Genomic DNA, 11,411 nt, shown 5'->3' on the forward strand with positions numbered 1-11,411 from the left:
GCCGTGTCTCTAAACTGGGCGGCGATGAAGAAGCTTCAACCCAGCGCGCCCGGCAGGGCACGTGCCGCCGATCCCGCCCGGCTCGACGTCCGCCAATTCGCCGGTGACGCCGCCCGGCTGTCCGGCGAACTGCCGCTGACCGGCCTGCAGCGCCTGCAGGCCTCGCTCTGGCGTGCCGACGACGGCGGCCCCGGCGGCGACCCCGCCGCCTGGAGCGCCGAGGGGGGCGAGGCCCGGGTGGCCGGCAGCGGGCCGGTGCCGTGGCTGCACCTGCGGGCACAGGCCGAGGTGCTGATGGAGTGCCAGCGCTGCCTGCAGCCGATGCGCGTGCCGGTCCACGTCGACCGGCGCTTCCGCTTCGTCGCCAGCGAGGCCGAGGCCGAGGCGCAGGACCTCGACAGCGAGGACGAGGTGCTCGCCTTGCCGGCTGCGCTCGACCTGCCGGCGCTGGTCGAGGACGAGCTCATCCTGGCCCTGCCGCTGGTGCCGCGGCACGAGCGCTGCGAGCCGCCGGCGCCGCTGGCGGACGAAGCGCCGGACGAACGGCCAGAGCGCCCCCATCCCTTCGCCGCGCTGGAAGCGCTCAAGCGCGGCCGGCAGGGCGGCCACTGAGGCGCCAGGCCCTGCGTGCTAGAATCTGCGGCTTTTCGCGCGGCGGTTTTCCCTGGTGCCGGCGCTCCCCGTGGGGCGCTGAAGACAACCCGGGAGACCAGGGTGCGGCCCGTGTTGGGCGCCGAGGTCGGCGCCGAGGCCCACCGTCCGGCGCCTGAATCCGGCGCCGAAACACGCAGTGCCGGCGTCCGCATCGGCGCCCGCCAGGCGCCACAGGAGATCCATCATGGCCGTTCAGCAGAACAAGAAGTCGCCCTCGAAGCGGGGCATGCACCGCGCGCACAACGCGCTGACCCAGCCGGGCACCGCGGTGGAGCCGACCACCGGCGAGGTGCACCTGCGCCACCACATCAGCCCCACCGGCTTCTACCGCGGCCGCAAGGTCCTGAAGACCAAGGCCGACGCCTGACACTGACGGCGTCGGGAGGCCCTCCTCCTTGAGCCATCCCCCGCTCGCGCGCGTGCGCATCGCGGTCGATTGCATGGGCGGCGACCACGGCCCGTCCGTGACGCTGCCGGCCGCGGCCGCCTTCCTGCGCTCGCACCCGGACGCCGAGGTGGTGCTCGTCGGCACCGAGGCCGCGCTGGCGCCGGCGGCCGGCTGGTCGCGCTGCCACCGCGTGTTCGCCACCGAGGTGGTGGCGATGGACGACCCGGTCGAGCTGGCCCTGCGCCGCAAGAAGGATTCGTCGATGCGGGTGGCCATCGCCCAGCTCAGGCCGGGCGAGGCCGGCGGCGCCGCGCTGGCCGATGCCTGCGTCAGCGCCGGCAACACCGGCGCGCTGATGGCGGTCGCGCGCTACCTGCTGAAGACGCTGGACGGCATCGACCGCCCGGCCATCGCCGCCGTGCTGCCCAACCAGAAGGGCGGCTACACCACGGTGCTCGACCTCGGCGCCAACGTCGACTGCGCGGCCGAGCACCTGCTGCAGTTCGCCGTCATGGGCAGCGCGCTGGTGTCGGCCATCGACGGGCTGGACAACCCGAGCGTCGGCCTGCTGAACATCGGCGAAGAGGTCATCAAGGGCAACGAGCAGATCAAGCAGGCCGGCGAGCTGCTGCGCGCCGCCGGCGCCGCCGGCCGGCTCAACTTCCACGGCAACGTGGAGGGCAACGACATCTTCAAGGGCACCACCGACATCGTCGTCTGCGACGGCTTCGTCGGCAACGTGATGCTGAAGACGGCGGAGGGTGCCGCCTTCATGCTCGGCGGCTTCCTGAAGCAGGAGTACCGGCGCAGCCTGCTGACCCGCCTGGCGGCGGTGGTGTCGCTGCCGGTGCTAAACCGCTTCCGCGACCGCCTGGACCACCGGCGCTACAGCGGCGGCGCGCTGCTCGGGCTGCGTGGCCTGGTCTTCAAGGCCCACGGCTCGTCCGACGCCTACGCCTTCGAACGCGCCATGGCCCGCGCGTATGATGCCGCCCGCAACCGGCTGCTCGATCGGGTGCACGAGAAGATCCGCGACACGTTGACCGCCGCAGGCCCTGCGTCCGACGGCCGTGCCGCAGGGGCCTCCGCGCCCGCCGCCGTCCCCACGTCCGCTGCATGACCTCTTCCGCGTCCTCCGCGCCGCGCTTCTCCCGCATCACCGGCACCGGCAGCTTCCTGCCGCCCGAGCGGGTGAGCAACCAGCAGCTGGCCCAGCGCCTGGCCGAGCGCGGCATCGAGACGTCCGACGAGTGGATCGTCGAGCGCACCGGCATCCGCGCCCGCCACTTCGCCGACGCCGGCACCGCGACCAGCGACCTCGCGCTGCCGGCCGCGCAGGCCGCGCTCGAGGCGGCCGGCCGCAGCGCGGCCGATGTCGACCTCATCATCGTCGCCACGTCCACGCCGGACATGGTGTTCCCCTCGGCGGCCTGCCTGTTGCAGCGCAAGCTGGGCGTGGCCGGTTGCGCCGCCTTCGACGTGCAGGCGGTGTGTTCGGGCTTCGTCTACGCGCTGACCGTGGCCGACAGCCTCATCAAGAGCGGTGCCGCGCGCTGCGCCTTGGTGGTCGGCGCCGAGGTGTTCTCCCGCCTGCTCGACTTCGACGACCGGACCACCTGCGTGCTGTTCGGCGACGGCGCCGGCGCGGTGGTGCTGGAGGCGTCGGTCGAGCCCGGTGTGCTGGCCAGCGAGCTGCATGCCGACGGACGCCATGTCGAGATCCTCTGCACGCCGGGCACGGTGTCCGGCGGCCAGGTGCTGGGCGATCCGCTGCTGAAGATGGACGGCCAGGCGGTGTTCAAGCTCGCCGTGGGCGTGCTGGAGCAGGTGGCGCGCAGCGTGATCGCCAAGGCCGGCCGCACCGAGTCGGACATCGACTGGCTGATCCCGCACCAGGCCAACATCCGCATCATGCAGGGCACCGCCCGCAAGCTGAAGCTGCCGATGGACCGGGTGATCGTCACCGTCGACGAGCACGGCAACACCTCGGCCGCGTCCATCCCGCTGGCGCTGGACGCCGGTGTGCGCGACGGCCGCATCCGCCGCGGCCACACGGTGCTGCTCGAAGGCGTCGGCGGCGGCTTCACCTGGGGCGCGGTGCTGCTCGACTTCTAGGCGCCGGCCTGCGGCCGCGCGCGAACCTCCTCACTTTCACACGACCACGATGACCGCCGCCTTTGCGTTCGTCTTTCCCGGCCAGGGCTCGCAGGCCGTCGGCATGCTCGACGCCTGGGGCGGCCACCCGGCCGTGCGCGCCACGCTCGACGAAGCCGGCCAGGCGCTGGGACAGGACATCGGCCGCCTGATCGCCGAGGGCCCGAAGGAGCAGCTCGACCTGACCGAGAACACCCAGCCGGTGATGCTGGCCGCGGCCGTCGCCTGCTGGCGGGCCTGGGTGGACGAGAGCGGCCTGCGGCCATCGGCCGTGGCCGGCCATTCGCTCGGCGAGTACTCCGCCCTCGTGGCGGCCGGTGCACTGTCGCTGTCCGACGCCCTGCCGCTGGTGCGCTTTCGCGCTCAGGCCATGCAGCAGGCGGTGCCGGTGGGCGTCGGCGGCATGGCCGCCATCCTCGGCCTGGAGGCCGAGGCGGTGAAGGCCGGCTGCGCCGAGGCCAGCCAGGGCGACGACGTGGTCGAGGCGGTGAATTTCAACGATCCCAGGCAGACGGTGATCGCGGGCACCAAGGCGGCCGTCGAACGCGCCTGCGTGCAGCTCAAGGCCGCGGGCGCCAAGCGGGCGCTGCCGCTGCCGGTGTCGGCGCCCTTCCATTCATCGCTGATGAAACCGGCCGCCGAACGGCTGAAGGCCCGCCTGGCCGAGACCCGCTTCGCTGCGCCCACCATCCCGGTGGTGAACAACATCGACGTGGCCAGCCCCGGCGACGCCGACGCCATCCGCGACGCGCTCTACCGGCAGGCCTTCGGCCCGGTGCGTTGGGTGGAGGTGGTGCAGGCGCTGCGCGCGCGTGGGCTGAATCCCATCGTCGAGTGCGGCCCCGGCAAGGTGCTGGCCGGCATGGTCAAGCGCATCGACGCCGAGGCGGCCAGCGCGGCGGTGTTCGACCCGGCCTCGCTGCAGGAGGTGAAGGCGCTGCTGCAGGGGGGCACGGCATGACGGGTACGGCCACCACCACCGCCCAGGTCGCCCTGGTCACCGGCGCCTCGCGCGGCATCGGCCGCGCCATCGCCCTCGAACTGGCGGCGCAGGGCTTCGCGGTGATCGGCACCGCCACCACCGACGGCGGCGCCGCCGGCATCCGCGAGGCGCTGAGCGCCCATGCCGGCTGCGACGGCGTGGCGCTGGACGTCAACGACGCCGCGGCCTGCGACGCGCTGGTCGATCGCCTGGTCAAGGAACGCGGCGGCGTGCACGTGCTGGTGAACAACGCCGGCATCACCCGCGACACGCTGGCCATGCGCATGAAGGACGACGACTGGGACGCGGTGCTGGACACCAACCTGAAGGCGGTGTTCCGCTTGAGCCGTGCCGTCGTGCGGCCGATGATGAAGCAGCGCTTCGGCCGCATCGTCAACATCACCTCCGTGGTCGGGGCCAGCGGCAATGCCGGGCAGGCCAACTACGCGGCGGCCAAGGCCGGCGTGGCCGGCATGACGCGGGCGCTGGCCCGGGAACTGGGCAGCCGTGCCATCACCGTCAACTGCGTGGCGCCCGGCTTCATCGCGACCGACATGACCGACAGCCTGCCCGAGGCGCAGAAGGCGGCGCTGCTGCAGCAGATCCCGCTCGGCCGGCTCGGCCAGCCGCAGGAGATCGCGAAGGCGGTGGCCTTCCTCGCCGGCGACGGCGCGGCCTACATCACCGGCTGCGAGTTGCACGTCAACGGCGGCATGTACATGAACTGACCGGTTCCTTCAGCCCGGCCGGGCTGCCCCCACCGTCCGTCGGACCCGTCCGGTGGTGCACAAGGGGGGCGGCGTAAAATCTTGGGCTGTTTTCTCTGCATCCACTCCAGGAGGAGTCAATGAGCGATATCGAAGCGCGCGTCAAGAAGATCATTGCCGAACAACTCGGCGTGCCGGAGGCCGACGTCACCAACGAAAAGGCCTTCGTCGCCGACCTGGGCGCCGATTCGCTGGACACGGTCGAACTGGTGATGGCCCTCGAGGACGAGTTCGGCATCGAGATTCCGGACGAGGAAGCCGAGAAGATCACCACCGTGCAGCTGGCGATCGACTACGCCGTCAAGCACCAGAAGGCGGCCTGAAGGCCGCGCCAACGCACCCGCGCATGACCCGACGTCGCGTCGTCATCACCGGCCTGGGCCTGATCAGCCCCGTCGGCAACACCGTCGAAGAGGGCTGGGCCAACCTGGTGGCCGGCCGCTCCGGCATCGCCAACGTCACCCGGTTCGATGCGTCGAACCTGGCGTGCCGCTTCGCCGGCGAGGTGAAGGGCTTCAAGGTGGAGGACTACTTCCCCGCCAAGGAAGCCCGGCACATGGACACCTTCATCCACTACGGCCTGGCGGCGTCCATCCAGGCGGTGAAGGACGCAGGCCTGCCCACCGGCGCCGAGCTGGGCGACGAACTGTCCGAGCGCATCGGCGTGCTGGTCGGCTCGGGCATCGGCGGCCTGCCGATGATCGAGGAGACGCAGCAGGAGCTGAGCGCTCGCGGCCCGCGCCGCATCTCGCCGTTCTTCGTGCCGGCGTCGATCATCAACATGATCTCCGGCCACGTGTCGATCATGTTCGGCTTCAAGGGCCCCAACCTCGCCGTCGTCACCGCCTGCACCACCGGCCTGCACGCCGTCGGCCAGGCCGGCCGGCTGATCGAGTACGGCGATGCCGACGTGATGATCGCCGGCGGTGCCGAGTCGACCATCTCGCCGCTGGGCATCGGCGGCTTCGCGGCGGCGCGGGCGCTGTCCACCCGCAACGACGATCCCGCCACCGCCTCCCGGCCCTGGGACAAGGACCGCGACGGCTTCGTGCTCGGCGAGGGCGCCGGCGTGCTGGTGCTGGAGGAGTACGAGCATGCCAGGAAGCGAGGCGCGCGCATCTACGCCGAGCTTGCCGGCTTCGGCATGAGCGCCGATGCCTACCACATGACCGCGCCCGACGTCGACGGCCCCAGGCGCGCCATGCGGGCCGCGCTGCGCAACGCCGGCGTCAACGCCGACGAGGTGCAGTACCTCAACGCCCACGGCACCTCCACCCCGCTGGGCGACGTCAACGAGACGAACGCGATCAAGGCGGCCTTCGGCGACCATGCCAAGCGGCTGGTGGTGAACTCCACCAAGTCGATGACCGGCCACCTGCTGGGCGGCGCCGGCGGCATCGAATCGGTGTTCACCGCGCTGGCGCTGCACCACCAGGTCTCGCCTCCCACCATCAACATCTTCAACCAGGACCCCGAGTGCGACCTGGACTACTGCGCCAACACCGCGCGGGAGATGAAGATCGAGGTCGCCGCGAAGAACAACTTCGGCTTCGGTGGCACCAACGGCACGCTGGTCTTCCGCCGCGTCTGACGACGCGCCGCCGCGTGCCCGGCGGGCGGCGGTGGTGCCCGCCGCCTTCCACGTCGATCTGCGCCCGCCCGGCGCCTGGCGGCTCGGCTGCCGCGCGCTGCTCGGGCTGGCGCTCTGGGCCGGAACGTACTGGCTCGGCGCCGTCGCAGGGCTGTGGCCGCCCGGCGTGCCGGCCGCCGGCGGCTGCGCCGCGCTGGCGCTGCTGCTGGCCGGTGCCTGCCCGCCCTCCGTCCTGCCGGGTGCTTCGGGCCGGCTGTCGTGGGACGGCGGTGGGTGGCACTGGCTCGCCACGGGCGCTTCGCGGCCGCTGGCGGGGGTCGCCCACGCGGCCCTCGACCTCGGCCCCGTCCTGCTGCTGCGCGTCGACGCCGCCGTGCCGACGCCGCGCCGGCGCTCATGCCACTGGCTGGTGGTGACCTCCGGCGCGCTGTCGCCCCCGGTCCTGCAGGCCTTGCGCGTTGCGTTATATTGCCGCCGCCCTGAAGCGACGAGAGCCGACCACCGCGACGCGGAACCCGACGAATGAGTGCCGCGGATGCCGATGCCCAACTGGTCGAGAGGGTCAAGCAAGGGGATGTCCGCGCCTTCGAGATGCTGGTCGTCAAGTACCAGCGCCGCATCGAACGCCTCATCGGGCGCATGGTCCGCGACACCGACCTGGTCGCCGACATCGCGCAGGAAACCTTCATCCGTGCCTACCGCGCGCTGCCCAAGTTCCGCGGGGACAGCGCGTTCTACACCTGGCTCTACCGCATCGCCGTCAACACCGCCAAGAAGGCGCTGATGGAACTCAAGCGCGATCCGCTGGTCTCGGAGACGGCGCTGGCGGGCCATCACGAAGACGGCGACGAAACTTCGCGGGTCGAGAACGAACTAACCGATGGCGAGACGCCTGAGGCCGTGCTGGCGTCCAAGCAGATCGTGGCCACCGTGAACTCGGCGGTCGATGCGCTGTCCGAGGAACTGCGTCAGGCCATCACGCTGCGTGAGATCGAAGGCCTGAGCTACGAGGAGATCGCCGAGGTGATGAACTGCCCCATCGGGACCGTGCGCTCGCGCATCTTCCGCGCCCGCGAGGCCATCGCCCAGCGCCTGCGCCCGCTGCTCGGCACCCAAGAGGGCGAGCGTTGGTAGTGGTGTTCCGCCCCAGTCTGGAGTCGAAGATGAAGTTGAACCCTTCCCAGTCGCCACGGAACGACGAAACCATGTTGTCGGCGCTCGTCGACGGCGAGGCCGACGACGCGGCGCTGCGCGACGCCTGCGACGCCTGGGCGTCGGACGACCGCCTGCGTGAGCGGTGGCATTGTTACCAGCTGATCGGCGATGTGCTCCGGTCCGACGACCTGGGCGCGGAGCCGGCGCACGACGAGGTGTTCCTGCGCCGGCTGCGCGAACGCCTGGCCGACGAGCCGGTGGTGCTGGCCCCCAGCCGGGCGCCGCTGCGACTGGAGCGGCTGCGCGTGGTGCGGCGTCGCTGGATGGCGACGACGGCGGTGGCCGCCGGCTTCGTCGCCGTGGCCGGCGTGACCATCGTCACCCGCCTGAACGCGCCGCAGGGCGGCGGACCGGTGCTGGCCGGCGCGCCGGCGGGCGCGGCGCCGCAGGTGGTGTCCACCGTGCCGGCGGCGGACGCAGCGGTCGAGGCGCCCCAGCTGGCCGACGGCAAGCTCATCCGCGACGCCCGGCTCGACCGCTACTTCGCCGCCCACCGGCCGTACGGCGCCGACCTGGGCCGCAATGCGGCGGCGCAGGCCGTGCCCGCGCGCAACGACCGCTGAAGGCGGGCCCGTCGACCCATGCTGCACCCCGCCGCCGCCCCCAACCGTCGCCGCGTCGTCGTGGCCGGGGCTGGTGGGTTGTTGTCGTGCACCGGCCTGCTGCGGCCGGCCTTCGCGGCAGGGGAGGACGACGGTCCGCCGGTGGTCGACGTGCGCGGCTGGCTGCAGCGCATGCAGGACGCCGCCGCCCATCGCAGCTACCAGGGCACGCTGGTGTTCAGCAGCGCCGGCGCCGTCACCAGCGCCCGCATCGTCCACTACGCCGACGGCGCCCACCAGTACGAATGCATCGAATGGCTGGACGGCCAGATGCGTCGCCTGTACCGGCACAACGAGTCGGTCAAGGCGGTGTGGCCGGAGCACAAGCTGGTGCTGCTCGAGCCGCGCGATCCGGTCACGCCGTTCCCGGCGCTGATCCAGCCGCAGTCCGACGACCGGGTGGCCGAGCACTACGAGCTGCGCCACCGCGGCAAGGACCGCATCGCCGGCCAGGAGGCCCTGGTGACGGTGCTGCGGCCGCGTGACGGCCTGCGCTTCGCGCAGCGGGTGTGGACCGAGAAGAACACCGGCCTGCCGCTGCGCGTGGAGATCCTCGGCCCACGCGACGAGGTGCTCGGCTCGTCGGCCTTCTCCGAGGTGGCGCTGAACGTCAAGCCGCAGCCCGAGGCGGTGCTGCAGCCCATGCGCCGGCTCGACGGGTACCGGGTGCTGCGTTCGCCGATGACGGCCGCCGCCCTGGAGCAGGAGGGCTGGACCCTGAAGCCGGCCGTGCCCGGCTTCAGGCTCGTGCGCACCGTCAAGCGCCCGCTGGAGGCGCCGGGCGCGCCGGCGGCCGAGGGTGACCGGCAGGTGCTGCAGGCCGTGCTGTCCGACGGGCTCACCCATGTCTCGCTGTTCATCGAGCCCTATGCCCAGGCCCGCCATCCACGGGCCCTGCACACCGCCGTGGGCGCCACCCACACCGCCATGCGCCGGCATGGCGAGTGGTGGCTGACGCTGGTCGGCGATGTGCCGGCCGCGACCCTGCGGCAGATTGCCCAGGGCTTGGAACGGCGGCCTTAGCGTCCATCTGTCGCTTGCAGCCCGACACCGCAAGACGGCCTCGCAGCCGGTCCTGCCTGCCCGCACGTTGATCCGGAAAGGTCCTTCGATGATCCAGCCGACCCTGCTTCCATTCGTCCGCAACCGCCGATTCCCCACGGCGCTGGCGCTGGCCACCGCCGCTCTCTTCGGCGGCGCGCTGCTGGCGCCGGCGCCGGTGGTGGCCCAGCCGGCCGCCGCCATGCAGGCCCTGCCCGACTTCACCGACCTGGTGGAGCGCGTGGGCCCCGCCGTCGTCAACATCCGGACGATGGAGCGCGCGCGCGCCGGCACCCGGGTGCCGACGCCGGAGATGGACGAGCAGATGCAGGAGTTCTTCCGCCGCTTCGGCATTCCGGTGCCGCCGCAGCAGGACCCGCGTCGCGGCGGCAACCCGCGCGGTGGCGGCGGCGGCGACGAGCCGACGCAGCGTGGCGTGGGCTCCGGCTTCATCGTCAGCGCCGACGGCTACGTGATGACCAACGCCCACGTGGTGGAGGGCGCCGACGAGGTGCTGGTCACGCTCACCGACAAGCGCGAGCTCAAGGCCCGCATCGTCGGCGCCGACCGCCGCACCGACGTCGCCGTGGTCAAGATCGACGCCACCGGCCTGCCCTTCGTGAAGATGGGCGACGTCGGCCGCCTGAAGGTCGGCGAGTGGGTGCTGGCCATCGGCTCGCCCTTCGGCCTGGACAACACCGTCACCGCCGGCATCGTCAGCGCCAAGCAGCGCGACACCGGCGACTACCTGCCCTTCATCCAGACCGACGTGGCGGTGAACCCCGGCAACTCGGGTGGCCCGCTGATCAACATGCGCGGCGAGGTGGTGGGCATCAACTCGCAGATCTACAGCCGCTCCGGCGGCTTCATGGGCATCAGTTTCGCCATCCCGATCGACGAGGCGATCAAGGTCGCCGACCAGCTGCGCGCCACCGGCCGCGTGGTGCGCGGTCGCATCGGCGTGCAGATCGCGCCGGTGACGCGCGACGTCGCCGAATCGATCGGCCTGGGCAAGCCGGCCGGCGCGTTGGTCCAGGGCGTCGAGGCCGGCGGCCCGGCGGAGAAGGCCGGCATCGAGGCCGGCGACATCATCACCAAGGTCGACGGCAAGCCGATCGAGCGCTCGGCCGACCTGCCGCGGCTCATCGGCAGCACCAAGCCCGGCAGCCGCATCGGCCTGCAGGTCTTCCGCCGCGGGAGCACCAAGGACCTGACCGTGATGGTCGGCGAGTTCGAGCCCGAGAAGCCGCGACGCGTGGCCCAGGCCGAGACGCCGCCCGCGCAGGCGAAGAGCCCGCTGGGCCTGGCCGTGTCCGGGCTGACCGACGCGCAGAAGCGAGAGCTCAAGGTCAAGGGCGGTGTGCGGGTGGAGTCGGTCGACGGACCGGCTGCACGCGCCGGCCTGCGCGAGGGGGGACGTCATCCTCGCCGTCGACAACCAGGAGGTCACCGACCTCAAGCAGTTCACGCAGGTCATGCAGAAGGCGGAGAAGTCGGCCGCCATCAGCGTCCTGGTGCGGCGGGAGGACTGGGTGAACTATCTGGTGATCCGCCCCGTCCGGTGACCCTCCGAAGCCGAACGCATTGCATGGTCTTTCCGCATCGCGAGAGCGAAGGCGGTTGGGCCAGGCGGCGGTCTTCGATTGAAGAGATGCGAGCGCACGCTCACTTCCCCTCCGCGAGCGATTGCAGATCCCGGCGGCATGAATCCAGCCCCGCGAACCGTCGGTTGGGATGGCCGCGCGAACGGTCTCAAGGCTGCTGCTGATGGTTTAGACAGCCTGTGGATAACCTGTTGTCAGAAAGCCTGTTGGGGACGTGCAACGGGCCTTCGGCGGGGTCGCCAAGGGTGGCCGGAAGGGGTCTTTTGGCTACAATGAAGGCCCAACAAGCAGTTGCCATACGTTTTGTTGGAAGGCGCGTCACCGTTTCGACGTGCCTTTTTTTATGCCTGTTCGAAGGGCGTTCCAGCGCCATCGCACAGGGGGCTGAGGCGCCCTTGGCGCACTCGATGCAG

12 protein-coding genes and 1 pseudogene are annotated in these 11,411 nt (G+C 71.7%); all 13 read left to right on the plus strand.

What is annotated here, in order from left to right:
* The first annotated feature begins 24 nt into the window (after positions 1 to 24).
* The 13 genes and pseudogenes from LRS07_RS05765 to LRS07_RS05825 all read left to right on the plus strand — a co-directional run bounded on the left by LRS07_RS05765 (position 25) and on the right by LRS07_RS05825 (position 10,959).
* Complete coding sequence (locus tag LRS07_RS05765; RefSeq protein ID WP_260501022.1) at positions 25 to 612, plus strand: YceD family protein; 588 nt, start codon at positions 25 to 27, stop codon at positions 610 to 612.
* A gap of 226 nt (positions 613 to 838) precedes the next feature.
* Positions 839 to 1,021 carry a 50S ribosomal protein L32 gene (gene rpmF / locus LRS07_RS05770; protein ID WP_260501023.1) on the plus strand — a complete coding sequence of 61 codons (183 nt, stop codon included), beginning with the start codon at positions 839 to 841 and terminating at the stop codon, positions 1,019 to 1,021.
* A gap of 52 nt (positions 1,022 to 1,073) precedes the next feature.
* Positions 1,074 to 2,162 (plus strand): phosphate acyltransferase PlsX, encoded by a 1,089-nt coding sequence (plsX, locus tag LRS07_RS05775; RefSeq protein WP_409450628.1) that lies wholly within the window; start codon positions 1,074 to 1,076, stop codon positions 2,160 to 2,162.
* The gene (locus tag LRS07_RS05780) at positions 2,159 to 3,157 is read left to right on the plus strand and encodes a beta-ketoacyl-ACP synthase III (protein ID WP_260501025.1); all 999 of its coding nucleotides are present in this window, start codon (positions 2,159 to 2,161) and stop codon (positions 3,155 to 3,157) included. Before plsX ends, LRS07_RS05780 begins: the two co-directional genes overlap by 4 nt.
* A 49-nt stretch (positions 3,158 to 3,206) precedes the next feature.
* A complete protein-coding gene (fabD, locus tag LRS07_RS05785; RefSeq protein WP_260501026.1) occupies positions 3,207 to 4,157 on the plus strand; it encodes an ACP S-malonyltransferase in 951 nt (316 codons plus the stop codon).
* Positions 4,154 to 4,906, plus strand: coding sequence for a 3-oxoacyl-ACP reductase FabG (gene fabG, locus LRS07_RS05790; RefSeq protein WP_260501027.1), 753 nt, complete (start codon positions 4,154 to 4,156; stop codon positions 4,904 to 4,906). Before fabD ends, fabG begins: the two co-directional genes overlap by 4 nt.
* Positions 4,907 to 5,025: 119 nt before the next feature.
* Positions 5,026 to 5,268 carry an acyl carrier protein gene (gene acpP / locus LRS07_RS05795; protein WP_260501028.1) on the plus strand — a complete coding sequence of 81 codons (243 nt, stop codon included), beginning with the start codon at positions 5,026 to 5,028 and terminating at the stop codon, positions 5,266 to 5,268.
* Between the two features lie 23 nt (positions 5,269 to 5,291).
* Positions 5,292 to 6,536, plus strand: a complete 1,245-nt coding sequence (fabF, locus tag LRS07_RS05800; protein ID WP_260501029.1) for a beta-ketoacyl-ACP synthase II — start codon at positions 5,292 to 5,294, stop codon at positions 6,534 to 6,536.
* A 34-nt stretch (positions 6,537 to 6,570) separates the two neighbouring features.
* A complete protein-coding gene (locus LRS07_RS05805; RefSeq protein WP_260501030.1) occupies positions 6,571 to 7,062 on the plus strand; it encodes a hypothetical protein in 492 nt (163 codons plus the stop codon).
* Entirely contained in the window at positions 7,059 to 7,670 is a 612-nt protein-coding gene (rpoE, locus tag LRS07_RS05810) for an RNA polymerase sigma factor RpoE (RefSeq protein ID WP_260501031.1), read from the plus strand. Before LRS07_RS05805 ends, rpoE begins: the two co-directional genes overlap by 4 nt.
* Positions 7,671 to 7,741: 71 nt before the next feature.
* Positions 7,742 to 8,314, plus strand: a complete 573-nt coding sequence (locus LRS07_RS05815) for a sigma-E factor negative regulatory protein (RefSeq protein WP_260501032.1) — start codon at positions 7,742 to 7,744, stop codon at positions 8,312 to 8,314.
* A gap of 18 nt (positions 8,315 to 8,332) precedes the next feature.
* Positions 8,333 to 9,376 carry a MucB/RseB C-terminal domain-containing protein gene (locus tag LRS07_RS05820; protein WP_260501033.1) on the plus strand — a complete coding sequence of 348 codons (1,044 nt, stop codon included), beginning with the start codon at positions 8,333 to 8,335 and terminating at the stop codon, positions 9,374 to 9,376.
* A gap of 88 nt (positions 9,377 to 9,464) precedes the next feature.
* Positions 9,465 to 10,959, plus strand: a pseudogene (locus LRS07_RS05825) (DegQ family serine endoprotease).
* Positions 10,960 to 11,411: the final 452 nt, after the last annotated feature.

It is taken from the genome of Aquabacterium sp. J223, assembly GCF_024666615.1.
GTDB lineage: Bacteria > Pseudomonadota > Gammaproteobacteria > Burkholderiales > Burkholderiaceae_C > J223.

Bases quoted from the DNA above. Each gene is read 5' to 3' on its own strand.
- LRS07_RS05765 (WP_260501022.1), top strand. From the start codon at position 25: ATGAAGAAGCTTCAACCCAGCGCGCCCGGCAGGGCACGTGCCGCCGAT.
- rpmF (WP_260501023.1), top strand. From the start codon at position 839: ATGGCCGTTCAGCAGAACAAGAAGTCGCCCTCGAAGCGGGGCATGCAC.
- LRS07_RS05780 (WP_260501025.1), top strand. From the start codon at position 2,159: ATGACCTCTTCCGCGTCCTCCGCGCCGCGCTTCTCCCGCATCACCGGC.
- fabD (WP_260501026.1), top strand. From the start codon at position 3,207: ATGACCGCCGCCTTTGCGTTCGTCTTTCCCGGCCAGGGCTCGCAGGCC.
- fabG (WP_260501027.1), top strand. From the start codon at position 4,154: ATGACGGGTACGGCCACCACCACCGCCCAGGTCGCCCTGGTCACCGGC.
- acpP (WP_260501028.1), top strand. From the start codon at position 5,026: ATGAGCGATATCGAAGCGCGCGTCAAGAAGATCATTGCCGAACAACTC.
- fabF (WP_260501029.1), top strand. From the start codon at position 5,292: ATGACCCGACGTCGCGTCGTCATCACCGGCCTGGGCCTGATCAGCCCC.
- rpoE (WP_260501031.1), top strand. From the start codon at position 7,059: ATGAGTGCCGCGGATGCCGATGCCCAACTGGTCGAGAGGGTCAAGCAA.
- LRS07_RS05815 (WP_260501032.1), top strand. From the start codon at position 7,742: ATGTTGTCGGCGCTCGTCGACGGCGAGGCCGACGACGCGGCGCTGCGC.
- LRS07_RS05820 (WP_260501033.1), top strand. From the start codon at position 8,333: ATGCTGCACCCCGCCGCCGCCCCCAACCGTCGCCGCGTCGTCGTGGCC.